The 23,691-nt window shown below is 73.5% G+C and carries 22 protein-coding genes, 1 tRNA gene and 1 pseudogene; 9 read left to right on the forward strand and 15 right to left on the reverse strand.

Annotation, left to right across the window (positions count from 1 at the left end; translation table 11 throughout):
* Positions 1–105: 105 nt before the first annotated feature.
* The 4 genes from GSF02_RS01470 to GSF02_RS01485 form a co-directional block, all read right to left on the reverse strand.
* Positions 106–873, reverse strand: a complete 768-nt coding sequence (locus GSF02_RS01470; protein ID WP_159791992.1) for an ABC transporter ATP-binding protein — start codon at positions 871–873, stop codon at positions 106–108.
* A complete protein-coding gene (locus GSF02_RS01475; RefSeq protein ID WP_235915289.1) occupies positions 870–1,724 on the reverse strand; it encodes an ABC transporter permease in 855 nt (284 codons plus the stop codon). The genes GSF02_RS01470 and GSF02_RS01475 overlap by 4 nt, the downstream gene beginning before the upstream one ends.
* A gap of 20 nt (positions 1,725–1,744) precedes the next feature.
* On the reverse strand, positions 1,745–2,926 hold the full coding sequence (locus GSF02_RS01480) for an ABC transporter substrate-binding protein (protein ID WP_328798984.1): 1,182 nt from the start codon (positions 2,924–2,926) through the stop codon (positions 1,745–1,747).
* Positions 2,927–2,992: 66 nt separating this feature from the next.
* On the reverse strand, positions 2,993–3,952 hold the full coding sequence (locus tag GSF02_RS01485; protein ID WP_159792130.1) for a LysR family transcriptional regulator: 960 nt from the start codon (positions 3,950–3,952) through the stop codon (positions 2,993–2,995).
* A gap of 326 nt (positions 3,953–4,278) precedes the next feature.
* On the opposite strand from GSF02_RS01485, the gene GSF02_RS01490 reads away from it, so the two are divergent.
* The 7 genes from GSF02_RS01490 to GSF02_RS01520 are packed head-to-tail and all read left to right on the forward strand — an operon-like array spanning position 4,279 to position 11,430.
* Positions 4,279–4,788, forward strand: coding sequence for a flavin reductase family protein (locus GSF02_RS01490; protein ID WP_159791996.1), 510 nt, complete (start codon positions 4,279–4,281; stop codon positions 4,786–4,788).
* A gap of 45 nt (positions 4,789–4,833) precedes the next feature.
* The gene (locus GSF02_RS01495) at positions 4,834–6,129 is read left to right on the forward strand and encodes a flavin-containing monooxygenase (RefSeq protein WP_159791998.1); all 1,296 of its coding nucleotides are present in this window, start codon (positions 4,834–4,836) and stop codon (positions 6,127–6,129) included.
* Complete coding sequence (locus GSF02_RS01500; RefSeq protein WP_159792000.1) at positions 6,126–6,554, forward strand: RidA family protein; 429 nt, start codon at positions 6,126–6,128, stop codon at positions 6,552–6,554. Before GSF02_RS01495 ends, GSF02_RS01500 begins: the two co-directional genes overlap by 4 nt.
* The gene (locus GSF02_RS01505; RefSeq protein WP_159792002.1) at positions 6,551–7,225 is read left to right on the forward strand and encodes a DUF1028 domain-containing protein; all 675 of its coding nucleotides are present in this window, start codon (positions 6,551–6,553) and stop codon (positions 7,223–7,225) included. The genes GSF02_RS01500 and GSF02_RS01505 overlap by 4 nt, the downstream gene beginning before the upstream one ends.
* On the forward strand, positions 7,225–8,406 hold the full coding sequence (locus tag GSF02_RS01510; protein WP_159792004.1) for an amidohydrolase: 1,182 nt from the start codon (positions 7,225–7,227) through the stop codon (positions 8,404–8,406). Before GSF02_RS01505 ends, GSF02_RS01510 begins: the two co-directional genes overlap by 1 nt.
* Positions 8,393–9,889: an aldehyde dehydrogenase gene (locus GSF02_RS01515; RefSeq protein WP_159792006.1), complete on the forward strand. Its 1,497-nt coding sequence runs from the start codon at positions 8,393–8,395 to the stop codon at positions 9,887–9,889. Before GSF02_RS01510 ends, GSF02_RS01515 begins: the two co-directional genes overlap by 14 nt.
* 2 nt (positions 9,890–9,891) lie before the next feature.
* A complete protein-coding gene (locus tag GSF02_RS01520) occupies positions 9,892–11,430 on the forward strand; it encodes a GMC family oxidoreductase (RefSeq protein ID WP_159792008.1) in 1,539 nt (512 codons plus the stop codon).
* A gap of 914 nt (positions 11,431–12,344) precedes the next feature.
* Here the strand turns inward: GSF02_RS01520 and GSF02_RS01525 are convergent.
* The 5 genes from GSF02_RS01525 to GSF02_RS01545 are packed head-to-tail and all read right to left on the reverse strand — an operon-like array spanning position 12,345 to position 16,929.
* Positions 12,345–13,055: a response regulator transcription factor gene (locus GSF02_RS01525; protein WP_159792010.1), complete on the reverse strand. Its 711-nt coding sequence runs from the start codon at positions 13,053–13,055 to the stop codon at positions 12,345–12,347.
* On the reverse strand, positions 13,052–14,461 hold the full coding sequence (locus GSF02_RS01530) for a sensor histidine kinase (RefSeq protein ID WP_235915290.1): 1,410 nt from the start codon (positions 14,459–14,461) through the stop codon (positions 13,052–13,054). Before GSF02_RS01530 ends, GSF02_RS01525 begins: the two co-directional genes overlap by 4 nt.
* 26 nt (positions 14,462–14,487) lie before the next feature.
* Positions 14,488–15,291: a hypothetical protein gene (locus GSF02_RS01535; RefSeq protein ID WP_159792014.1), complete on the reverse strand. Its 804-nt coding sequence runs from the start codon at positions 15,289–15,291 to the stop codon at positions 14,488–14,490.
* Between the two features lie 13 nt (positions 15,292–15,304).
* Positions 15,305–16,171, reverse strand: a complete 867-nt coding sequence (locus GSF02_RS01540; RefSeq protein WP_235915291.1) for an ABC transporter permease subunit — start codon at positions 16,169–16,171, stop codon at positions 15,305–15,307.
* On the reverse strand, positions 16,168–16,929 hold the full coding sequence (locus GSF02_RS01545; RefSeq protein WP_159792016.1) for an ABC transporter ATP-binding protein: 762 nt from the start codon (positions 16,927–16,929) through the stop codon (positions 16,168–16,170). Before GSF02_RS01545 ends, GSF02_RS01540 begins: the two co-directional genes overlap by 4 nt.
* Positions 16,930–17,190: 261 nt before the next feature.
* Between GSF02_RS01545 and GSF02_RS01550 the strand changes: the two genes are divergently transcribed.
* A complete protein-coding gene (locus GSF02_RS01550; protein WP_159792018.1) occupies positions 17,191–17,445 on the forward strand; it encodes a hypothetical protein in 255 nt (84 codons plus the stop codon).
* 328 nt (positions 17,446–17,773) lie between these two features.
* Here the strand turns inward: GSF02_RS01550 and GSF02_RS01555 are convergent, their stop codons facing one another.
* Complete coding sequence (locus tag GSF02_RS01555) at positions 17,774–18,574, reverse strand: SDR family NAD(P)-dependent oxidoreductase (RefSeq protein ID WP_159792020.1); 801 nt, start codon at positions 18,572–18,574, stop codon at positions 17,774–17,776.
* A 61-nt stretch (positions 18,575–18,635) separates the two neighbouring features.
* On the opposite strand from GSF02_RS01555, the gene GSF02_RS01560 reads away from it, so the two are divergent.
* The gene (locus tag GSF02_RS01560; RefSeq protein WP_201308719.1) at positions 18,636–19,271 is read left to right on the forward strand and encodes a TetR/AcrR family transcriptional regulator; all 636 of its coding nucleotides are present in this window, start codon (positions 18,636–18,638) and stop codon (positions 19,269–19,271) included.
* 13 nt (positions 19,272–19,284) lie between these two features.
* Here GSF02_RS01560 and GSF02_RS01565 read toward each other — a convergent pair whose 3' ends face one another.
* The 5 genes and pseudogenes from GSF02_RS01565 to tmk form a co-directional block, all read right to left on the reverse strand.
* On the reverse strand, positions 19,285–19,605 hold the full coding sequence (locus tag GSF02_RS01565; protein WP_159792022.1) for a helix-turn-helix transcriptional regulator: 321 nt from the start codon (positions 19,603–19,605) through the stop codon (positions 19,285–19,287).
* A 182-nt stretch (positions 19,606–19,787) separates the two neighbouring features.
* Positions 19,788–19,860: transfer RNA gene (locus tag GSF02_RS01570), tRNA-Thr, on the reverse strand.
* Between the two features lie 150 nt (positions 19,861–20,010).
* Positions 20,011–21,558, reverse strand: a complete 1,548-nt coding sequence (locus GSF02_RS01575; protein ID WP_159792024.1) for an alpha/beta hydrolase — start codon at positions 21,556–21,558, stop codon at positions 20,011–20,013.
* A 132-nt stretch (positions 21,559–21,690) separates the two neighbouring features.
* Positions 21,691–22,842: a DNA polymerase III subunit delta' gene (locus GSF02_RS01580; RefSeq protein WP_159792026.1), complete on the reverse strand. Its 1,152-nt coding sequence runs from the start codon at positions 22,840–22,842 to the stop codon at positions 21,691–21,693.
* Between the two features lie 194 nt (positions 22,843–23,036).
* A pseudogene (tmk, locus tag GSF02_RS01585) lies at positions 23,037–23,660 on the reverse strand (dTMP kinase); the annotation flags it as partial.
* Between the last annotated feature and the right edge of the window lie 31 nt (positions 23,661–23,691).

Raw genomic sequence — 23,691 nt, forward strand, 5'->3', positions numbered from 1 at the left:
CCGCTGCTGCGCGGAGCGCAGAACGACCAGGGCCCGGCACCGGGGCGGTGCCGGGCCTGGTCGGCGAGGTGCATCCGGAGCGGTCCATGCCCCGGGCGTGGTCGGTCAGTCCACGTCCCCCTGGTGGATGAGCGCGAGGATCTCCCGCACGACGTGCTGGAACTCCGGCGTCGCGATCATCTCCGGGTGTCGCGGGCGCGGCAGGTCGATGTCGAACTCCTGCCGGATGCGGCCGGGGCGCGGGCTCATCACGACCACGCGGTCCGACGTGTAGACCGCCTCCTCGATGTCATGGGTGATCAGCATGACCGTCATCCGGTGGTGCTCCCACACCTCGGTCAGCCACTCCTGCATCGTGCGGCGGGTCAGCGCGTCGAGCGCTCCGAACGGCTCGTCCATCAGCAGCACGGACGGCCCGTAGGACAGCGAGCGGGCCAGCGCGACGCGTTGCTGCATGCCGCCGGAGAGCTGCGACGGGTAGGCGTCGCCGAACCCCGCGAGCCCGACCTGCTCGAGCGCCTCCTGGGCGCGGGTGCGGCGCTCGCCGGCCGACAGCCCCTCGCCCCGGAGCGCGAACTCCACGTTGCCCCGAGCCGTCAGCCACGGGAGCAGCGTGGCCTGCTGGAAGACCACACCACGGTCGCGGCCGGGACCGAGCACGTCGTGGCCGTCCATCGTCACGGTGCCCGACGTCGGGTCCTCGAGCCCGGCGATGATGGACAGCAGCGTGCTCTTCCCGCAGCCGGACGCGCCCACGACCGACACGAACTCGTTGTCGCCGAGCGTCAGGTCGATGCCGTTGAGCGCGTCCACGGCGCCGAACCGCTTGGTGACGCCCTCGATGCGGACCTTCTGTGCCACCGCGACGCTCATCGCGCGCTCCTCTCGTAACGGAAGATCGCCTGGCCGGCACGGCGCATGATCTGGTCGAAGATCAGTCCGAGCGCCCCCAGCACGATCACGTAGCCGATGATCAGGTCGGTCGCGAGGTACCGCTGCCCGACGGTGATCCGGTAGCCCATGCCCGTGGTGGCCGCCACGAGCTCGGCGACGACGACCCAGGTCCAGGCCCACCCGAGACAGATGCGCAGGGCGTCCCAGACGCGCGGCGCGGAGGCCAGGAAGACGATGCGCAGCAGGATCTGCATCCGGCTCAGCCCCAGGGTGGCGCCGAGGTTCTGGTAGGCCACGGGCACCGTGCGGACGGCGTCGGAGACCATCAGCACCAGCTGGAAGAACGTGCCGAGCCAGATGATGAGGAACTTCTGCGCGTCCCCCGTGCCGACCCAGATGATCGTCAGCGGGACGAAGGCGACCACCGGCATGTACCGGATGAAGTCCATCAGCGGCTCGAGCGCCGCCTCGACTCGCGGCAGGGCCCCCGTCAGCACGCCCAGCGGCAGCGCCATGACCACGGCGAGCAGGTAGCCGGCCATGACCCGGTACACGCTGGCCCCGAGGTCGCCCCAGAGCTGTCCGTTGGTCGCCTGCTCGAGCACGGCCTGGGCGACCGCCGCCGGAGACGGCAGGAAGATCGGCTTGACGGTCCCGAGCGCCGTGAGCAGCCACCAGACGGCGACGAGCACGACGAAGGCGACGACCGCGGTGCTCGCGTAGGCGGCGCGACTGAGCCGGGGCGCCTGCACCGGGCGGCGGCGCCGCGCCGCCGTCCGGGTCGTGGTGGCGGTCGGGGCCGTCATGGTGGTGGTGGGGTTCGAGGTCACGGTTGGCACTGTCCTCGCGGTCACTCGACGAACTGCGTGTCGACGAGGCCGCCGAGGTCCTCGGTCTTGCCCTCGACGATCCCGGCTGACGTCGCTGCCTCGTCCACCAGCGGGAAGATGCGCTCGGCGTACTCGCCGCCGAGGAATGTCTTGTTCTCCTCGAGGGTGTAGTAGTGCACTCCCTCGAAGGCGCTCACGAGGTCGTCGCGCGACGAACCGATGTTGTCGGCGATGATCTGCTGCGCCTCCTCGGTGTTCGAGTCGTAGAAGTCGATCGCCGGCGCCCAGGCGTCCACCACGGCCTGGATGGCCTCCGGCTTCTCGTCCAGCGCCTCCTGCGTCACGACGATGACGTCGGAGATCAGGCCCTCGTTCTCGGCGGCGGTGTAGAGCTGGGTGAACTCGCCGGCGCCCGCCGCTTCGGAGATGTAGGGCTCGTAGGTCACGGCCGCCGGCACCTTGCCCGAGGCGAGGGCGGTCGCCGCCTCGGCGGCGGGCATCGGTACAGGGACGATGTCGTCGAGCGTGAGGCCGGCGCTCGCGAGCGCGTCGTTGAGCAGCAGGTGGGACACCGACCCCTCCTCGAACGCGACCTCCTTTCCGGCGAGCTGCTCGACCGACGTGATCGACGGATCGGTCAGGATGGCGTCGGCTGTGCGGGAGGCGTCCAGCAGCAGGACGACCTTCAGGTCCATGCCGCTCTCGATCAGGCGCAGCACCTCTTGCGTCGCCAGGTTCGCGATGTCGACCCGACCCGACGCCAGGGCGGCGGCGCCGTCCGCGTCGGTGTCGAAGCTGACCAGGTCGACGTCCACGCCCTGGTCCTCGAAATAGCCCTCGTCCTGCGCGATGTACCAGGGGCCGTAGCCGAGCCACGGCTCGGTAGCCATGGTGACGGTGTCGTCGGACGAGCCGCCGTCTGCGGCGCTGCTGCTGTCCGCGCACCCGGCCAGGGCGAGCCCGGCCACGCTGACGATCGAGACGAGGGCGCCGACCCGAGCGGGGGTCGATGCGCGGGAGGAAAGCGTTGCGAGGGACACGGGATCACTCCTGGATCGAGTACGGGAAATCGCGAGAAAGGGTGGGGCCGGCGCCAGTCTGGGCGCGTCGCGACGGGGGCGGCAAATAGCCGATGCCGACCTTCTGCATCTGTTCTTCGGATGCAATCCGGCCACAATCACGGCGAAACGAATGTGAAACACAGAGAAATCGCGCCCGGACCCGTCGCCTTTGCCACCGCACCCTCGGCCGCAGCGGAATCGCCGCCGTCAGCCGGCGGTGCTCGCCGCAGGAGGCACGTCCGTCCCGGCCGCGGCGGAGACGGCGGCCTGGAGCGCCGCGCGGGCGTAGTGTGCGAAGGCCGCGGCCTTGCGGCTGAGCGGCTCCCCCTCGCGGGTGGCCAGCACGATGTCGAGGCCACGCACGTCATCGAGGAGCTGGACCGCGGTGAGCCGGCTGCCGTCGTAGCTCCGGTCGAACGCAGGGCGTTGGTGCAGCAGCGTGAAGCCGTGACCGCGGGCGACCATGGCGCGGACCGATTCGAAGCTGGCGAACCGGTAGCGGATGTCGGGAGCCAGGCCCTGCGACGTGAACAGCTCCGTGAAGTAGTCGCCGCTGACGGGCATGTCGAGCAGGATCATCGGCTGGTCCGCCAGCTCGCGCAGCGACAGGGCGCCGCGGCCGGCGAGCGGGTGGTCCCTCGCCAGCGCGACGTAGACCGGGGCAGTCGCCAGGTGCTCGGTACGGATGCCGTCACCGAGGCCGAGGTCGTAGGTCAGGGCTACGTCGATGGCCCGGCTGGCCAGCGCCCGGACGATCTCGTCGACCGTGCCCTCCCGGATCCGCGGCTCGATCCCTGGGTGATTGAGGGTCAGGTCGTGGATGATCCGAGGCAGGAAGAACGGGGCGAGGGTCGGGAAGCACGTCGCGTGGAGCGGCCCGGTGAGAGCGTCCGGCCGGAAGGCGTCCAGGGTGTCGTCGACGGCGCCGAGCACGACGCGGGCCCGGGTGAGGAGCTCCTGACCGGTGGCGGTCAGCTGCAGACCCTTGGTGCGGTGACGGATGAACAGCTGCGTCTCGAGCACGCGTTCGAGGTGCTGCACAGCGGTGGAGACGGCCGACTGAGCGACGAAGAGGTCTGCGGCGGCGTCGGTCATCGAGCCGAGCTCCGCCGCGCGGGCGAAGTAGCTCAGCTGCGTGAGGGTGAACCCGGGCCTCGCCTTGCGCATCACGGCAGTAGCGTCGCGCGCCCGCGTTTCGGATTTGCGTCGGTGATGTCAAGCCGCTGTATCCATCTGCGCATCCGATGGGCTGCCGCGGGCGGCGTCCGACGACCCGCGTGGCCGCGGGCGCAGCCATGGCCTCGTCGCGTTTGTTTCCGTGATGTGGCGTCCGTGTTGCATCGTCAGATCCGATCCGAGAAATGCGTTGCCGCTATTTGCTCAGCCCCTTTCCCGCTTCAAGACTTGGCGCTCGCCAGAAGCAGATCGACAGGAGCGAGCGCGCCATGCCAAGACCCCGGGACAGCAGCCTGCGGGATCGCTACGACGAGGCGATGGACGAGGTCGCGACCGCGGTCGCCGTCATCACCTGCCACGGGCGCGACAGCAGCGTCGGGCAGACCACCAGCGCGCTCATGATCGTGCCGGACGCTCCACCGACCGTCCTGGCCTGCGTCGAGGTCGGCAGCCCGGTCGGCGCCGCGCTCGCAGCGCACGGCGCTTTCCGGGTGAACTACCTCGCGGTCGGCCAGGACGACGTGTCTGACGCCTTCACCGGCCACCGTGACGACGACGCCGAGCTGCGGGACTTCACCGGCGGCGACTGGGACGAGCACGCCCCGGCCGGCCCTGCGCTGCATGACGCCGTGGCCTCGCTCGAGTGTCGCGTCACGGGCCTGTACGAGCGCGGCTCGCACGTGGTCGCCGTGGGCGAGGTCACCGACGCGACCCACACCCCCGCCGGCGATCCCCTCCTCCTCGTGCGCGGCACCTACCGGCGCGTCGAGGAGCTTCCGCTGCCGGTGTTCCCGAGCTTTGCCCCTGCCCGGCCACGCCACACCTGACGGCGCTGGGCGACCGAAGAGATGCACGTACCGAAGTGGAGTGGCATGTCGAGTGAAGAGATCGAAGTCCTGGTCGTTGGCGCGGGCCAGGCCGGGGTCGCGATGAGCGAGCACCTCACCCGCCACGGTGTGCCGCACCTCGTGGTGGAGCGCCACCGCGTCGCCGAGCGTTGGCGCTCGGAGCGGTGGGACTCCCTGGTCGCGAACGGGCCCGCCTGGCACGACCGGTTCCCCGGCCTGGAGTTCTCGGACGTCGACCCCGACGGCTTCGCCTCGAAGGAGCAGGTCGCGGACTACCTCCTCGCCTACGCCGAGAAGTTCGGCGCGCCGATCCGCTGCGGCGTGGAGGTGACCTCCGTGCGCCGGCACGTCGGCCGCGCCGGGTTCCGCGTGGAGACCTCAGACGGGACCATCGATGCACGCTACGTCGTCGCGGCGACCGGCCCGTTCCAGCGGCCGGTGATCCCGGCGCTCGTTCCCGAGGACGCCGGGATCACGCAGATCCACTCCAGCTCGTACCGCAACCCGCAGCAGCTGCCGGGGGGTGCCGCTCTGGTTGTCGGGGCCGGGTCCTCGGGGGTGCAGATCGCCGCCGAGATCCAGCGGTCGGGCCGGCAGGTCTACCTGTCCGTCGGGCCGCACGACCGCCCTCCGCGCAGGTACCGCGGACGCGACTTCGTCTGGTGGCTCGGCGTCCTCGGCAAGTGGGACGCCTCGGCGCCTCCTCACGGCGCCGAGCACGTCACGATCGCCGTCAGCGGGGCGGACGGCGGGCACACCGTCGACTTCCGCGACCTGGCCGCCGACGGCATCCAGCTCGTCGGGCGGACCGTCGCGTACGACGACGGCACCGTCCGCTTCGCTCCCGACCTGGCGCGCAACATCGCGAACGGTGACGCGAGCTACCTGTCGCTGCTCGACGAGGCGGACGCCTACGTCGAGGCCAACGGACTTGACCTGCCGCGGGAGCCGGCCGCACGGGTCCTCGGCCCCGCCCCGCGGTGCGTGACCGATCCTCTCCTGGAGCTCGACCTCGCCGCTGCCGGGGTCACCTCGGTCGTCTGGGCGACCGGGTTCGCCGTCGACTACGGCTGGCTGCACGCCGACATCTTCGACGACCGGGGCAGGCCACGGCACCAGCGCGGCGTGTCCGCGGAGCCCGGCGTCTACTTCCTCGGTCTGCCCTGGCAGTCACGGCGCGGTTCGAGCTTCATCTGGGGCGTCTGGCACGACGCCAAGTACATCGCCGACCAGATCATGATCCAGCGCGGCTACCACGCCTACGACGAGGCGGCATCCCTCTCCCCCACGACCCTTCCCGAGATGGAGCGCCTGCGATGAGCATGCCGACCCACACCCGCATCCGTCCCTTCAACACGAAGGACACCTACCCCGAGCAGAGCCTCGACAACGACCTGTGCCAGGCCGTGGTCGCGGGCGGCGTCGTCTACCTGCGCGGGCAGATCGGCCAGGACCTGGACACCCGCGAGAGCGTGGGCATCGGTGACGTCGAGGCGCAGGCCGAGAAGGCGATGGCCAACATCGACCTGCTGCTGCGCGAGGCGGGCAGCGGTCTGGCGGACATCGTCAAGGTCGTCGTCTACCTCACCGACATCCGCTACCGCGAGCCCGTGTACCGCGTGATGGGCCGCTGGCTGAAGGGCGTCCACCCGGTCTCCACCGGACTGGTCGTCGACGCCTTGGCCCGCCCCGAGTGGCTGGTCGAGATCGACGCCACAGCGGTGGTCAGCGGGGCGGCGTCGTGACCTTCTCGCTCGCCGCCCGCGATCCCGCGACGGGCGCCTTCGGCATGGTGCTCAGCTCGTCGAGCCCCGCGGTCGCTTCACGCTGCCTGCACCTGCGCCCCGGCGTGGGCGCCGCCGCCTCGCAGAACGTCACCAACCCTGCGCTCGGGCCGCTGGTCCTCGAGGCACTCGCCGCGGGCGCGGATGCCGCATCCGCGCTCGACCGGGCGCTCGCGGAGGACGCCCGTCCGGAGCACCGCCAGCTCACCGTCGTCGACGCCGCCGGCCGCGTCGCACACTTCTCCGGCGCCCGGGCGCTCGGGACCCACGCGGTCGCGACGGGGCCGCAAGCGGTGGCCGCGGGCAACATGCTCGCCGGGCCCGAGGTCGTCCAGGCCATGGTCGACGCCTACCGGGACAGCACCGCGACGACGTTCGAGGCGCGGCTCCTCGACGGGTTCCTCGGGGCGGTCGCCGCCGGAGGGGAGGCGGGCCCCGTGCGCTCGGCCGGCCTCGCCGTCGTCGAGGACGCCGCGTGGCGGGTCACCGACCTGCGGGTCGACGACGCCGACGACCCCGCGGCCGAGCTCGCCCGTCTGCTCGACTTGTGGCTGCCGCAGAAGCGCGACTACCTCACGCGCGCCCTCGACCCCGAGGCCGCGCCCTCCTACGGCGTGCCGGGAGACCTGTGATGGCGGCGGCGGGTCTCAAGCGGCGGGTGGTCGAGCGGGTGGACGCCGAGCTCGGCGACCTGCTCGACGTCAGCCACCGTCTGCACGCCCACCCCGAGACCGCCTGGCAGGAGCATGCCTCGGCGGCGGTCCTCGCCGACGCGCTGGAGGCCCGCGGCTTCACGGTGGAGCGCGGGGCCGCGGGGCTCGAGACCGCGTTCGTCGCCGAGCACCGCACGGGGACGGGCGCGCGACCGACGGTCGGCCTCGTGGCCGAGTACGACGCGCTGCCGGGTCTCGGCCACGCCTGCGGGCACAACATCATCGCCGCCGCCGCGCTCGGCGCGGCCTGGGCCCTCGCGGCCGTCGCCGACGAGCTCGGCGTCGCCGTGCGCGTCGTCGGCACGCCCGCCGAGGAGGGCGGCGGCGGCAAGATCCCGATGCTCGAGGCGGGCTGCTTCGACGACCTGGCGTTCGCGATGATGATTCACCCCGGGCCGGCCGACGCCGTCTACGCCCGCCCCCGCGCGGTCGCCCACTTCGAGGTGCGCTACGGCGGCGTGGCCTCGCACGCAGGCGCCTACCCGCACCTGGGCCGGAACGCGGCCGACGCGTTCACCGTGGCTCAGGTCGCCATCGGACTGCTCCGGCAGCAGCTTCCCACGTCGGTCCGCGTGCACGGCGTCGTGACCGAGGCCGGTACCGCCCCCAACGCGATCCCCGCATCCGCCTGCGGCGCCTGGTACGTGCGTGCTGAGACGCTCGGGGAGCTCGCGGACGTGTTCGAACGGGTCAAGGCCTGCTTCGCCGCCGGCGCGCTCGCGACCGGGTGCTCGTGGGAGCTGGAGGAGACCAGCCCCCGCTACGCGGAGTTCCGCAACGACGACGAGCTGGCGCGGCTCTTCGCCGCCAACGCCGCCGCGCTCGGTCGCGACATGGACCTCGCCGAGCGCGGCCCCCGAGGCATGGCGACGGCCTCCACCGACATGGGCAACGTCTCCCAGCGGGTTCGTGCGATCCACCCGTACCTCGACATCGGCTCGCTGCCCGCCGTCAACCACCAGCCCGCCTTCGCCGACGCCGCCGCGACACCCACTGCGGACCGCGCAGTGCGCGACGGCGCCGTCCTGCTGGCGCAGACGGCCATCGACGCCGTCCTCGCCGGCCTCGTCCCCGAGGAGGACCCCCGTGCGCACCCGTGACGACTGGGCGCAGCTCGTGACCACGATCGAGCCGCGCCGTCACGCCTTCATCGACGGCGACTTCACCGACGCGGCCGACGGCGAGGAGTTCACCACCGTCAACCCTGCCACGGGCGTCGTGCTCGCCTCGGTCGCCCGCGGCAAGGCCGAGGACGTCGACCGTGCGGTGGCGGCGGCACGCCGGGTCTTCAGCTCCGGGGCCTGGTCTCGCGCCGCGCCGAGCCACCGCAAGTCGGTGCTGCTCCGGCTGGCGGAGAAGGTCCGCGAGCACGCCGACGAGCTCGCACTGCTCGACACCCTCGACGGCGGCAAGCTCATCACCGACACCTCGACGGTCGACGTCCCGGGCTCCGCGGCGATCCTCCAGTGGTACGCCGAGGCGATCGACAAGCAGTATGGCGAGGTGGCGCCCACCGCTCCCACCGACCTCGCGATCGTCACGCGCGAGCCGCTCGGCGTGGTCGGCGCCGTCGTGCCCTGGAACTACCCGCTCGAGATGGCGGTCTGGAAGCTCGCCCCCGCCCTCGCCGCCGGCAACAGCGTCGTCCTCAAGCCGGCCGAGGAGTCGCCGTTGTCCGTGCTTCGCCTGGCCGAGCTGGCCGCCGAGGCCGGTCTGCCCGACGGCGTCCTCAACGTCGTGCCCGGGTACGGCGACGAGGCGGGGCAGGCCCTGGGCCGGCACCCCGATGTCGACGCGATCGCGTTCACGGGGTCGACCGCCGTCGGCAAGCTGTTCCTGCGCTACGCGGGCGAGTCCAACATGAAGCAGGTCTGGCTCGAGTGCGGCGGCAAGAGCGCGAACCTCGTCTTCGCCGACGCCAACGACCTCGACCTGGTCGCGGCGAAGGCCGTCGTCGGCATCTTCGGGTGCTCGGGACAGGTGTGCTCGGCCAACTCGCGGCTCCTGGTCGAGGAGCCCGTCGCCGACGAGCTGCTGGAGCGCATCTCCGCCCGCGTCCGCGACCTGCGGGTGGGCGACCCCCTCGACCCCGCCTCGACCATGGGCCCGCTCATCAGCGCCCAGCAGCTCGACCGGGTCCTCGGCCACGTCGAGGCAGCCCGCGCCGAGTCCACGCTCGCGTTCGGCGGCAACCGCCTCCACGAGGCGACCGGGGGCTACTACGTCGAGCCCACCGCCTTCCGCGACGTGCCCCCGACCGCGGCGCTCTCCCGCGAGGAGGTGTTCGGCCCGGTGCTCGCGATCTCGACGTTCCGGGACGAGGCCGACGCCGTCGCCCGTGCTAACGCGAGCGAGTACGGACTCGCGGCCTCCGTGTTCACCGACAGCCTGCAGCGCGCCCGCCGCGTCGCCGGCGCCCTGCACGCCGGCACGGTGTCGGTGAACACCGTCGACGCGCTCGACGTGACGACACCGTTCGGCGGCGTGAAGCAGTCGGGGTTCGGCCGCGATCTGTCGCTGCACGCGATGGACAAGTTCACCTGGCTGAAGACCACCTGGTTCGCCGGGCCCGAGAAGGGATGAGCATGGCCTACGACACCCCCGACCTCGTCGACTATCTCGTGCTGGGCGGCGGGACCGCCGGCTGCGTCGTCGCCGCGCGCCTCAGCGAGGACCCTGCCGTGAACGTCGGCCTGGTGGAGGCAGGGCCCTCCGACGCCGACGAGCCCCGCGCGCACTCCATCCGCCGCTGGGCGGAGATGCTCGAGGGCGAGTACGACCTCGACTACCGCAGCGTGCCGAACGAGCGCGGCAACTCCTTCATCCGCCAGGCACGCCTGCGCATCCTGGGCGGCTGCTCCACCGCGAACACGATGATCACCTGGCGGCCGCTGCGCGGGGACATGGAGGAGTGGGTCGCCCTCGGCGCGCAGGGCTGGGACTACGACGCCGTCAACCCCTACTACGACCGCCTGCTCGCCCCGGTCAACCCTGTCGCACCACAGGACCGCAACCCCTACCTCCAGGAGGTCATCGACTCCGCGGCCACGGCGCTCGGCCTGCCGGTGCGCGAGACGTGGAACGACACGGAGTTCCGCGGGGGTGCCGGCTACTTCGAGATCGGCTACGACCCGGAGACGAACCAGCGGTCCTCCGCATCGCACTCCTACGTCCGCAGCGGTGCCGACCAGCGGGGCAACCTGCACGTCACGCTCGGCGGCCTCGTCGAGCGGCTCGTCGTCGAGGGCGGCAGGGCCGTCGGCGCGCTCGTGCGCACGGCAAGCGGCGTGCGCGAGCTGCGTGCCCGCCGGGAGGTGATCGTGAGCTGCGGGGCGATCGACAGCCCCGCACTGCTGATGCGCTCCGGGATCGGGCCCCGTGCGGTGCTCGAGGCCGCGGGCGTCGAGGTGCTGCTCGACCTGCCCGGCGTCGGCGAGAACCTCCAGGACCACGCCGAGGGCCTGCTGATCTGGGAAGCCCGGTCGGAGCGCCCCACCGTCAGCGCCACAGGCTGGGACGCCGGCTACGTCGTGACGGTCGACGAGGACAGCCCGGTGCCCGACGTCTCCACGCACATCCCGCTGGAGACCTGGGGCGTGCACGCGGCGCGCGAAGGCGTGGAGCTGCCGGCGAACAACGTCTCGCTCGTGCCCAACGTCGCCAAGCCGCGCAGCCGCGGGCGGGTGTGGATCACCTCGCCGTCGGCCGACGACGCCCCCACCATCGACTACCGCTCCTTCACCGACCCCGACGGCCGCGACGAGCGGATGCTCGTCGCCGGCGCCCGCCTGGCCCGCCAGGTGGCCCAGCAGGAGCCGTTCGCCTCGCACCTGGTGCGCGAGGTGTTCCCCGGGCCGGACGTGCAGACCGACGAGGAGCTCTCGGCGGCGTTGCGGGCCACGCACCAGACGGTCTACCACGTGTCGTGCACCTGCAAGATGGGCGCCGACGACGACCCGCTGGCGGTGCTGGACCCGCAGCTTCGGGTGCGTGGCATCGACGGACTGCGCGTCGTGGACGCCTCGTCCTTCCCGACGCTGTCCGCCCTCAATCCCGTGGGCCTCATCATGACCGTCGCCGAGCGCGCCGCCGACCTGATCCGGGAGGACGCCGCGGTGCTGTGATAGCGAGACACGGGCCAGGCGGCGCACGCATCGTCGCCCACCGGCCCGAGATCGCAGCGAGGGCGTCCTCGCGGTGCTCCCGGCGACGACGCCCTCGCTCGCCCACCGCGCTCGCGGACCGTCTGGACGGTCCGGGGGCCGTGAGCGAGGTGCGGGCCACGCGGCCCGAGGGCCCGGCTGATGTCGAGCAGCCGGCCCTTGTGGGTGGACGCCCACGCCCTGGACGCACGAGGCTCCGACCTGCATTTCCGCTGCTCAGGGGGTTCTGGCTGAGCCGCCTGTGGGATCGAACCCCGGCCTGTCCCTGCTCCCTCGGCAGATCAGGCGGCGACCGGAAGGTCCCGACGCGACATGTGCGATGACGTCGACGGATGCCGGAAGACCGCGCCATTCCAAGGATGTCGCGGGTCCGCGATTGAGCTCGGACTCGCGCACGCGCATCGGCTGACAGCGGTCACTGAACGCTGCGGAGCGCGCATCCACATCGCGCCCGAACCCCGATCTGCGTCACAGACCGCGTCACGAGCGAACCCGACCGCTGCGCCACAGTTCCCGCACCACCGATGGTTGCCGTGATGTCGCATCGGGCTTGAGGGAGCAGGCAGCGACCGGGTCCCAACAGATCGAGGCCCCGACCGCGATCCAGGGGAAGATCGCGGGCGGGGCCTCGTGGCCCTCACCCCGTTCGGGGCCGATTTTCACCCGCCCGCCGCGCGGCGGAGCTCTCAGATGCCCCCTCACCCGGAACGCGCCGACGCGACCCCGCACCCGGCGGCCGTCGGACGGGACGTCGCCGACGCTGCCGTGCTCCCCCGGCTCGAGCCGCTGCCTGGGCATCGTCACCACCCCGCGCCCTGGTGGTCGGGCGGCGCGGGCCGCGCAGTGGCAACGAGCCGACGGCCCGCGGTCCCGGGTCACTCGGACCGCGGGCCCCCGGTGCCGACCGACCTCGCGCCGTCCGGGCCGACCAGCCCCGTCTCGTAGGCGACGATGACCGCCTGCACGCGGTCCCGGACGCCGAGCTTGGCCAGGATGCTGCCGACGTGGGTCTTGACCGTCGTGGGCGACAGGACGAGACGATCGGCGACCTCGGCGTTGGAGAGCCCCTCGGCCACGCACCGCAGGACGTCGAGCTCGCGCGGGGTGAGCGCGCGCAGGCGCGGGTCGACGTCGGCCGCGGGGGCACGGTCGCCACCCGCCGGCAGGTGCGGGGCGAACAGGTCGAGCATCCGCCGCAGGACGCGCGGCGCGACGACCGAGGTCCCCGAGGCGACGGTCCGGATCGCGTCGACGAGCTCGTCGGGCCGCGCGCTCTTGAGCAGGAATCCGCTGGCCCCGGCGCGCAGGGCGGCGAACGCGTACTCGTCGACGTCGAAGGTGGTCAGCACGAGCACCCGCGAGCCCGGGTGGTCGGCCACCACCCGGCGCGTGGCCTCGATGCCGTCCATGCCGGGCATGCGCACGTCCATGAGCACGACGTCGGGGCCAAGCGCGGCGACCTGGTCGAGCGCCACGTGCCCGTCCGTCGCCTCGCCGACCACCTCGAGGTCCGGCTCGGACTCGATCACCAGCCGGAAGCCCATGCGCAGCAGGGCCTGGTCGTCCACGAGCAGCACCGTGGTCACACGCAGCCTCCTTCGTCCTCGTCCGCGTCCTCGTCCTCGACACGGCGTTCGGCGCGGCCCTCGCCGCTGCCGTCCCAGGGCAGCACGACGTGCACGCGCCATCCTCCTCCGGCCCGTGGCCCCGCCTCGACCCGGCCGCCGAGGACCGCGGCGCGCTCGCGCATGCCGAGGACGCCCCGCCCGGTCCCGCCGCCGGCCGACGGCCGGGTGCCGCCGTCGTCGAGGACCTCCACCTCGATCTGCCGCGCGTCGCGGCGGACGCCGACGTGCGCCCCGGTGGTGCCCGGCGCGTGCCGCAGCACGTTGGTCAGCGCCTCGGTGACGACGCGAGCCACGGCCAGGCGCAGCGAGGTGTCGGCGGGCAGCGGCACCTCGAGGCCGCTCGCCGACACGGGGACCCCTGCGGCGCGGAACCGGTCGACCACGACGGCCAGGTCCGTCACCGCCGGCTCCGGGCGCTCCCCCGCCCCGGCCTCCCGCGGGTCGAGGGCACCGAGCACCCGCTGCATGTCCGTCAGTGCCTCGCGGCCGGTGCGCGAGAGGTGCCGCAGCGCGTCGCGCGAGCGGTCCGGGGCGCGGTCGAGGGCGGCGGCGGCGCCGTCGGACAGGGCGACCATCACCGACACGCTGTGGGCGACGACGTCGTGCATCTCGCGCGCGATGCGGGCCCGCTCGGCGGCCCGGGCGAGGGCGGCGCTCTGGTCGCGCTCGCGCGCCAGCGCCGCGTAGCGCTCGACCAGGTCGAGCGCGTGCCGCCGCCGCGCGCGTGCCGCCGACCCCGTGGCGACACCGAGCAGCAGCAGCGCGAGCAGCAGGGACACCGAGGCCGAGCGGCGGCCCGAGGAGAAGGGCGGCTCGGTGAGCGCGCGCGGGGGCCCGCCGGCGGAGGACACCGGCGCGTCCGCCCACAGCAGGATCTCGGCGAGCCCGATGTCCTGCCACGCCCACTGCGCGACCACGAGGACGGCGAACACCGCCGCGGCGGTGAGCCAGGTGGCGCGCGCCGGGCGGGCGGCGGCGACGGCGTGCAGCGCGCAGGCGAGGCAGACCCCGAGCACGCCGAGCACGGCGGCCGTGCCCAAGGAGGCGACGGCCAGGACGGTCAGCGCGCCGGTGACGCCGAGCGGCCACCGGCGCCGGGCGGCCACGAGCGCCGCCCCGAGCACGGCCCCGACCGACCACGCCGTCGGGACCGCCCACGCCGCGGACGCACCCGGCGAGTACATCCCCAGGTTGGTGGACCCCTGCACGGTCTGCCACGCCAGGGTCACGGTGACGAGCCCGAGCAGCAGCACCACCGCGGCGGGCGCGGCGTCGGTGGCCCAGGGGTGGGCGGCGGCCCAGCGCCGCACCGGCCCCGCTCGTTGCACCTGGGTCGGCGTCGGGACGAGGTCGGCATCGCTCACGGCCCCCACCTTCCCATCGCTGGGCGTCATCGCGTGACGTCGCCCCGGCACAGCCGCCCGGCTCCCGCCGCGAGCGCCCCGACGGCCCACCCGGCCAGGACGAGACCGCCGCCCCATGCCCCCAGCCGCGGCCCCCGGCTCGCCGCGTCCAGCGCCGCGAGCGCCGCGTCGTCGAGGAGCAGGCGCGCCCCGGCGCCGGGTAGTGCGGCGCGCAGCGTGTCGGTGACCTGCCCGGGGTTGGTCGCGAGGAGCTGGTCGACGACGACGAGCAGGATCACCCCAGCGACGATCACCGCCCCCGGGCGGCGCAGCAGGGCCCCGAGACCCAGGCCGAGCAGCGCCACCCCGACGAGGTGGAGCACGAAGCCCGCGAGCATCCGTGCTGTCTCGGGGTCCGCGAGCTCGAGCACGAGCCCCGCCCGGGTGCGCGCGTCGGTCGTCGCGAGCGCGGACGCCGCCAGCGCGGCGGCCGCGGTGACGCCCGCGCCGGCGCCCGTCACGACCGCCTGCGCGGCGAGCACCGGCAGCCGCCGGGGCACCGCGGTGAACGTGGCCGTGGCGGCGCCGCTGCTGTGCTCGCCGGCGCCGACCAGCGCGCCGAGCGCGAGTGCCCCGGTCTGGGCGAGCACCGAGCCGGCGACGACGAGCGACACCCCGGTGGGCCCGTCGCCCCGGCCGGCGAACAGGCTCAGCCCGTAGGCCAGGCTCGCCGCGGCGAGGGCGGTGCCGAGCGCCACCCAGAGGGTGGAGCGCAGGCCGACGAGCTTGGTCCACTCCGCGGCGAGGACGCCGGCGAAGGAGACCCGGGTGGCGGGCGTCCTGGTGGTCATCGGATCCCTCCGCTCAGACGAGGTCGCGGCGGCGCAGGCGCACCGCGGCGGCCACGAGCGGGACGAGCGCCCACGCGGCGAGGACGGCCGCCGCGCCCCACGGGCCGAGGTCCGGGGCCCCTGCCACCCCGCCGCCGCCCGGGGGCGCCGTGAGGAACGACGCGGCGCCGCTGGGCGTGAACGTCACGAGGGTGCTCGCCGGGTCCGCCGGCACGGCGCCGGCGGGCGCCGCCGGGCCGGTGCCGCCGTCCGTGGCCAGCGACAGCCCGACCGGCAGCACCAGCACGAGGACGAGGATGCCGACCAGGGCGGGCACAGTGCGGCGCAGCAGCGCGCCGGCGGCGAGCCCGCACAGGGCCAGGCCGACGAGGTACAGCGCGGTGCCGACGAGCACCTGCGGCGTCCCGTCCGCGGTGAGGTCGACGGCGATGCCCCTGCCGGAGGCTGCCGGCAGGATGCCCGCGACCGCGGCGATCACGGCCAGCAGCGCGGCGACCACCGCGAACGCGGCGGTGACCACGACCTGGGCGGCGAGCACGGGCAGGCGCCGCGGCACTGTCGCGAACGTCGTGCGGAACGTGCCGGTGGCGAACTCCCCCGTCCCCACGAGGACACCCAGGACCAGGGGCCCCACCTGGGCGAGCAGGACACCCGAGGTCAGCGAGTCGAGCGGGTCGAACCCCGGGTCCACCGACGAGGCGTTCGCGGAGACGTACGTGAGGAGCCCGCAGGCCACGGCGGTGGCGGCGGCCGCCCAGTACGGCGCGCGCAGGCTGGTGACCTTGGTCCACTCGGCGGCGAGGACGCCGCGGAACGTCATGGCCCCGCGGCCGGCCGCGGGCCGGGCCGCGCGCGGTGCGGCGACGGCGTGCGCGCTCATCGGGCGTCTCCTGCGGTGGTGGTGGTCGGCGACGTCGTGGCCCGGCCGCGGTACTGCACGGCGCCGGCCGTCAGCTGCAGGTACGCCTCCTCGAGCGTGCCGCCGGAGCGCTCGACGATCTCGTGCACCGGCGCGTCGGCGAGCAGCCGTCCCCGGCCGATGATCACGACCCGGTCGGCGCACAGCGCGAGCTCGTGCATGAGGTGGGACGAGAGGAGCACCGTCCGCCCCTCCGCCGCCAGGTCGCGCACCAGGCGGCGCACCCAGAGCACCCCGTCGGGGTCGAGCCCGTTCACCGGCTCGTCGAGGATCAGGGTTCCCGGGTCGCCGAGCAGCGCCCCGGCGATCCCCAGGCGCTGACCCATGCCGAGCGAGTAGGTCCCGGCCCGGCGGTGGGCGACCGGCTCCAGGCCGGTCATGGCGATCACCTCGTCCACCCGCGACCGCGGGATGCCGTGCGTGCGGGCCTGCGCCAGCAGGTGCCGGAACGCCGTGCGCCCCGGGTGCACCGAGCGGGCGTCCAGCATGACACCCACGCTGTGCAGCGGGGCGTCCAGCTCGGCGTACCGGCGCCCGTCCACCGTCGCCGTCCCGGCCGTCGGGCGCTCCAGGCCCACGATCATCCGCATCGTCGTCGACTTCCCGGCACCGTCGGGCCCGAGGAAGCCGGTCACGGTCCCGGGCCGGGCCGTGAACGTCAGCCCGTCCACCGCCGTCGTGGACCCGTAGCGCTTCACCAGCGCCTCCACCTCGATCACGTTCTCTCCCGTCGTCGTCGGACGGCCTGCGCGCACGAGCGCTCGGCCGTTCTCGACGCTAGGGACGCGACCAGCCGCCGGTGCACCTCCCGACGGACGAGATCGAGGTCCCGCCCACGTCGTCCGGAAGGAGGAGGCGGCCTCGTCACCCGCCACCCGCACCGCCTACCCGGAGGTCCCGCTTCGGGTCGAGTACGAGCTCACACTCCTCAAGGAACATCAGGACGAGCGCTGCGAACCTCGACGACCTCCGGCAGCTCAGTGCTGCGCACGCCGGTCGACCTGCACGGCATGGGGATCGTTCCTGGGTCGAAAGGAGCCGACGATCGCCGCCGACCCCACGAAGTGCACGACAAGCAGGGCGACGCGGACGGCTTCGATCGGCGACATGTGGCACTGGTTCGGCAGCGGCGCCTGCGCGTCGCCGGCACGCCCGACTCCGGACTGCGGTCCTGGCTCTACGCCGCAGGCATCACCGCGATCGCGAACATCACGGTCGCGGCCGCCTGGACCTGAGTCGCGACCACGCCCTCGTCGTCCACGAGCGAGTCGCACGCGCGGTCGTGCACTGCGCCGAGCTGAAGCTCGAGCTCGAAGAGGACACCGGGAGCGCGCTCGCAAGGGCGAGACCGTGGTGACCGTCGGCGCCGGAAGTGATGCGTCGTTCGAGGGGCTCACATACTTGCGTGCGCCGACTTGTCGACGTGTCTCGGGTGCATGTACCGCTGCAGTGCGCGTGCCCCGCTGCTTTCTGCGGTGCACGCCTGTTCGACGTACTTGGTTGAGCCGAGCGCCGGACGAACGGGAATCCGCACCGCTTGGAGCGACGTGTGCGAGGGAGGCGTTACCTGCGCCGGTCGGGGTCGGTGAGCCGATGCAGGGCTGTCACCACCTGTCGCCGGGACGCGAGGCGAGTGCCGAACGACGCGACACGGTTCAACCGCCCGTCGATGACGCTCGGGCCCGGGTTGCGCCGCTCCAGGTGGGCGATTGCGGTGGCGACGACGTCCTCGGGAGAGCGCATGCGTGCACCTGCGGTGGCATTGTCGGTGCCCACCACCGAGTTGAACTCCGTCGCCGTTGCACCGGGCGAGAGCGCGAAGACCGTCAGCCCCGTGCCGCGAAGCTCAGCCCAGAGGGACTCGGTGAAACTGAGCACGAAGGCCTTGGCCGCACCATAGACGGCCATTCTCGGTGTCGGGGTGTACGCGGCCATGCTGGCGACGTTGACAAGGAACCCGTCGCCCGCACGCACGAGGTCCGGGAGGAACGTGCGAGCGAGCCTGACTGGCGCGCTGACGTCGACTGCGATCTCTTGCTCGACCCGGTCGGCGTCCTCCTCGAGGAATGGGCCCCAGGTGCCGAAGCCGGCTGCGTTCACGAGGCTCGTGACCTGGACGCCCTGTGCCGCAAGCGCCTCGTGCAGGCGGGTCGGGCTGTTCGGCTGCGCCAGGTCGGCCACCAGCGGGACGACCTGCACGGAGTGCTGGGCGGAGAGGCGGTCGGCAAGGACGTGCAGCCTGTCGGCGCGACGAGCGACCAGGACGAGGGCGCTGCCCCGGCGGGCGAGGGCGTGGGCGAACTCCCGTCCGATCCCGGAGGAAGCGCCGGTGACGAGCACCGTCTGCGAAGCGAAGTCGATCATTGCGGCACTCTATGCCCACTTGGCACTGAGTGCCAGCATGACACCTTGGTACGATCGGTGGGTGAGCGTATCCACCTCCGGGGTGGCCTGGGAGCGTCAGCGTGCGGCCTTGCGCCGGGAGATCGTCGAGACCGCCGTCCGGCTCTTCACCGAGAACGGGTTCGAGGCGACCACCGTCGACCAGATCGCCGCAGCCGTCGGCATCTCGCGGCGGTCGTTCTTCCGCTACTTCGGGACAAAAGAGGACGTGCTGCTCAGCGACCTGCTCGCCCGCGGCGAAGCGATCGCCCGCGCGCTGGCGAGCCGACCAGTCGAAGAGGATGCCTGGACAGCGCTGCTGCTCGCCATGAACGATGCTCGCGCGGAGCAGAGGTCCGACGCAGCGCAGGATCTCGCCATCGGGCGGATGATGCTCCAGACCCCCTCGTTGCGAGCCCGTCACATCGAGAAGCGCCTCGCATGGCAGACGATGCTGGTCCCGCCGCTGTCGAGACATGTCCGCGCTGGCAACGCCGAGCTGGCGGCGACGGCCATCGTCGCGACCGCGCTCGCCTGCCTCGACGTCGCGACAGAAGCGTTCGTCCGCGCGGACGGCACCACGCCCCTTGACGACCTCTACTTCGACGCGCTGGATGCTGCGGTTCCCGCGAAGCCGCGAGTCGCATCCGCACTGAGGCACCGGCGCGCTGAGGAATGACGCCCCGAGCAGATCACCCGGCGGGCGCAAGCTCTCCGACCGAAGGGCACACACCACTCGCCCTCCGGGTCGTAGGCGGAGCCCGCCCGCGCCGATCTGTGACCGTCCTCGCGTGCAGGTCGACCGAGCGCACCGCGGGGTCGCGGGACTCCAGCCACCGCTCGACGTCGGTGGCCTTGAACCGCACGTGCCGGCCGACGTTGTAGCCCTTGGGCCCCTCGCCGTGCTTCGGCCAGGTCCGGATCGTGTCCTCGGGGACCCGCAGGAACGCCGCGAGGTCGTCCAGGGTCCACAGCCGCTCGACGACGCCGTCGCTGATGATGTGCTCGTCCATGCCCGCCAGGTGTGCCGCGTGCACCACACCCTGCGGGGACGGAGGTGCCGGCAATCGCACAAAGGCGCTGGTGGGGACCAATTTGTGGGGCATCCACGGGACAAATCGCCCTCCTCGGCGCCCACGTCCGGGATGCACGAAGCCCCTGACCTGCGTTTCCGCTGGTCAGGGGCTTCTGTCGGAGCCGCCTGTGGGAATCGAACCCACGACCTATTCATTACGAGTGAATCGCTCTGCCGACTGAGCTAAGGCGGCGTGCTCGACCGTCTCCGTGCGGATCGGTGAGCGGGGACTACGGTACCCGACGGCGGGGCCGCGCTCCAAAACGCCCGCCCGCGTGGTCGGTCACACCGACGTCGGCGCACGTCGGCGCCGCATTCCGCGCCGAGGAGCGGGCCTCGGGCGTCAGCAGGTGAGCCCCTCCTTCGGCGTCGTGCCGTCCACGAGGAACCCGTCCACCGCGTCGACGATGCACGAGTTGGACCGCCCGTAGGCCGTGTGGCCCTCGCCGTCGTACGTCACGAGGACGCCGGAGTCCAGCGTGTCCGCCAGCTTCTCGGCCCACTCGTAGGGCGTGGCCGGGTCCTGCGTGGTGCCGATGACGACGATGGGCGGCGCGCCCTTCGCCGACTGGTCGAAGTCGTGCTCCACCGCCGGGTACGGCCAGTCGTGGCAGGTCAGCCCGCTGTAGGAGAAGAACCGGCCCACCGTCGGGGCGGCGTCGCTGATCCGCTCGGCCTCGGCCTGCAGGGTCGGCAGGTCCTCGCTGCCGCGGGAGTCCAGGCAGCTGACGGCGCGGAACGCCTCGGACGAGTTGGTGGAGTACCCGCCGTCGGTGTTGCGGTCGTTGTAGTAGTCCGCCAGGTACAGGAACACGTCGGCGGTGCCCTGCGAGGTGACCTCCTGGATCGCCTGGGTCAGCACCGGCCAGCTGCGCTCGTCGTACAGCGTGACGGCCACCCCGTAGAACGCCAGGCTCTGGGTCACGCGCCGCCCGCTCGAGGTCGGGTACGGCGAGTCGAAGGCGTGGTCGAGGATGTCGCGCACCTGCTTCATGCCGGCGTCGACGTCACCCGTCAGCGGGCAGTCCGCGCCGGCCTGGCAGTCGGCCACGTAGTTGCGCAGCGCCCGCTCGAACCCCGCCGCCTGGCCCTCGGAGACCCCGTCCGCGTCGAGCGTGACGTCGATGGCGCCGTCCAGCACCATCGCCCCCACGTGGTCCGGGAACAGCCCGGCGTAGGTGGCCCCCAGCTCGGTGCCGTAGGAGAAGCCGAGGTAGTTGAGCTTCTCGTCGCCCAGCACCGCGCGCAGCATGTCCATGTCCCGGGCGGCGGACTGCGTGTCCACGTGCCCGAGCAGCTCGCCGGTGTTCTCGGCGCACGCAGCGCCCCACGCGGCGTACTCGTCGGCCATGGCGGCCAGACCGGCCTCGGTGGTGTCGAAGTCCTTGGCCAGCGACTCGTCCTTGCGCGCGTCGTCGAAGCAGCTCACCGCCGTCGACTGGCCCACGCCGCGCGGGTCGAAGCCCACCACGTCGTACGCCGCGCGCAGCTTCTTGCCCATCCCCGTCCAGGCGCTCGTGACGTAGTCGATGCCCGAGGCGCCCGGACCACCGGGGTTGACCAGCAGCGAGCCCTTGCGGTCCCCCGTGGCGGTGTGCCGCTTGAGGGCGAGCTCGATCGGGTCGGAGTCCGGGTCCTGCCAGGACGTCGGGGCGGACGCCGTCGCGCACTCGAAGCCGCCGCCGCAGTCGCTCCACTCCAGCGACTGCCCGTAGTACGACTCGAACCCGTCCGGCGCGCCCGGGGCGGACGCGCTCCCGGCGGTCGCGTCGTCGAGCGGGGTCTGCGACCGGCTCGGTGTCGAGCACCCCGCCAGCAGCAGAGCGGTCACCAGGAAGGCGGAGACGACGGAGGCAAGCGTGCGCCGAGAGGTGGTGGAGGGGGACTTCACCCGCCCAACCTATCGGTCGCCCCGGGCCGATCTCGCGACCGCGTGTGGACGGGTTGTGCAGACCGGGCGGGAGCCGTGGTGGCCCGGCGCCGGCGGCGCGCGGCCGTCGCCCCGGCGTCGGACGGTGCCGGGTCAGCCCTGCGGCCGCAGGGCGATCGCCATCGCCTCGAGCGCGAGCAGCGGCGCGACGTTGCCCTCGAGGCGCTCGCGCGCCGTGCCGATGGCGTCCATGCGACGGATGGTCTGCTCGGGGGTGGAGTCCGCCGCCAGGGTCCGCACCAGCCCCGCCTCGGCGGCGTTGACCAGCTCGACCTCGGCCCCGAGCTGGACCACGAGCACGTCGCGGTACAGCGACAGCAGGTCCACCATGGCCCGGTCGAGCACGTCGCGCTGGTGGCGGGTCGCGCGGCGCTTCTGGTCGTCCTCGAGCTGCTTGAGCTGCGAGCGCAGCCGCGGCGGCAGCGTCTCGCCCTCGCCGACGCCCAGCGCGCGCATCAGCTCCGCCCGCTCCTGCGCGTCGCGCTCCTCGGTGGCCGCCTTCGCCTCGGCCTTGGCCACCTCGACCAGCTCGTTCGCGGCCAGGACGGCGTCGCCCACGCCGCGGATGCGCCGGGCGACGTCGAGCACCCGGGCCCGCCGCTCGCGCGCACCCGGGTCGCGGGCCAGGCGCCGGGCGAGGCCCACGTGGCTCTGCGCGGCGCGCGCCGCCGACAGCGCCGTGTCCGGGTCGACGCCGTCGCGGCGCACCACCAGCTCGGCCACCGCCTCGGGCGGCGGCACCCGCAGCACGACGCCGCGGCAGCGCGAGCGGATGGTGGGCAGCACGTCCTGGACGCTCGGGGCGCACAGCACCCACACGGTGTGCGCGGGCGGCTCCTCGATGGCCTTGAGCAGCACGTTCGTGGTGCGCTCGGCCATCCGGTCGGCGTCCTCCACCACGATGACGCGGCGGCGCCCGAGGGAGGGCGTGCGGGCCGCGGTGCCGATGAGGTCGCGCACCTCGTCGATGGCGATGACCACCTTGTCGGTGGCCACGACGGTGACGTCCGGGTGGGTGCCGGCCATCGTCGTCGTGCACTGGTGGCAGCGGCCGCAGCCGCCGTCCTCGCCGTCCGAGCCGGTGCACTGCAGCGCCGCCGCGAAGGCCCGCGCCGCCACGGAGCGCCCCGACCCGGGCGGGCCGGTGATCAGCCAGGCGTGCGTCATGGCCGCCGGCTCGGTGGCGGCGCGGCGCAGCACGGCCACCGCCTGCTCCTGCCCGACGACGTCGTCCCAGACGCTCATCGCGCGTCGCCCGCCACCGCGTCGCCCGCCACCGCGTCGCCGCGCACGTCCGCGCCGGGCTGCTCGCCGGGCCCCGCGGCGCCCTCGCCGCCCTCGCCGACCTCGTCGACCTCGTCGACCGGCAGCTCGGCGGGCTCGCCCAGCGTGGCGGGCGGCAGCTCGGGGGCGGCGGCCGCCGCGGCCTCCTCGACCACGGGCGTGAGGTCGAGCCGGGCCGCGACGTCGACACGGATCTGCGCCTGGACGTCCTGCAGCGGGGCCGCCGCGTCGATGACCACCCAGCGGGCCGGCTCGGCCGCGGCGCGGCGCAGGAACGTCTCGCGGGCGCGGCGGTGGAACTCCTGCCCCGCCCGCTCCAGCCGGTCGGGCTCGCCGGACAGCCGGGCGGCGGCGACCTCGGGGTCGACGTCGAGCAAGATCGTCACGTCCGGCAGCAGCCCGTGGGTGGCCCACAGCGACAGGTTCTCGACGTCCTCCTCCGACAGCTCGCGGCCGCCCGCCTGGTAGGCCACGGACGAGTCGAGGTAGCGGTCGGTGATGACGACGGCGCCGCGCGCGAGCGCCGGGCGCACCAGGCTGGCCACGTGGTGGGCGCGGTCGGCCGCGTACAGCAGCGCCTCGGCCCGCGCGTCCACGTGGTCGCCGTGCAGCACGAGCCGGCGCACCTCCGCCCCGAGCGGCGTGCCGCCCGGCTCGCGGGTGAGCACCACCTCGCGGCCGGTGACCTCCCCCAGCCACTCCCCGAGGAGGCGCGCCTGCGTCGTCTTGCCGCTGCCGTCGCCGCCCTCGAACGAGACGAAGTACCCGGGAAAAGTCACGACGAAACCCTATCCGGCGACGCCCACACCG

Source organism: Puerhibacterium puerhi (genome assembly GCF_009846865.1).
Taxonomy (GTDB): domain Bacteria; phylum Actinomycetota; class Actinomycetes; order Actinomycetales; family Cellulomonadaceae; genus Puerhibacterium; species Puerhibacterium puerhi.

Coding starts and splice junctions, on each gene's coding strand:
- GSF02_RS01470 (WP_159791992.1), bottom strand. CDS start 873: ATGAGCGTCGCGGTGGCACAGAAGGTCCGCATCGAGGGCGTCACCAAG.
- GSF02_RS01485 (WP_159792130.1), bottom strand. CDS start 3,952: ATGCGCAAGGCGAGGCCCGGGTTCACCCTCACGCAGCTGAGCTACTTC.
- GSF02_RS01490 (WP_159791996.1), top strand. CDS start 4,279: ATGGACGAGGTCGCGACCGCGGTCGCCGTCATCACCTGCCACGGGCGC.
- GSF02_RS01495 (WP_159791998.1), top strand. CDS start 4,834: ATGTCGAGTGAAGAGATCGAAGTCCTGGTCGTTGGCGCGGGCCAGGCC.
- GSF02_RS01500 (WP_159792000.1), top strand. CDS start 6,126: ATGAGCATGCCGACCCACACCCGCATCCGTCCCTTCAACACGAAGGAC.
- GSF02_RS01510 (WP_159792004.1), top strand. CDS start 7,225: ATGGCGGCGGCGGGTCTCAAGCGGCGGGTGGTCGAGCGGGTGGACGCC.
- GSF02_RS01520 (WP_159792008.1), top strand. CDS start 9,892: ATGGCCTACGACACCCCCGACCTCGTCGACTATCTCGTGCTGGGCGGC.
- GSF02_RS01535 (WP_159792014.1), bottom strand. CDS start 15,291: ATGACCACCAGGACGCCCGCCACCCGGGTCTCCTTCGCCGGCGTCCTC.
- GSF02_RS01540 (WP_235915291.1), bottom strand. CDS start 16,171: ATGAGCGCGCACGCCGTCGCCGCACCGCGCGCGGCCCGGCCCGCGGCC.
- GSF02_RS01555 (WP_159792020.1), bottom strand. CDS start 18,574: ATGATCGACTTCGCTTCGCAGACGGTGCTCGTCACCGGCGCTTCCTCC.
- GSF02_RS01565 (WP_159792022.1), bottom strand. CDS start 19,605: ATGGACGAGCACATCATCAGCGACGGCGTCGTCGAGCGGCTGTGGACC.
- GSF02_RS01580 (WP_159792026.1), bottom strand. CDS start 22,842: ATGAGCGTCTGGGACGACGTCGTCGGGCAGGAGCAGGCGGTGGCCGTG.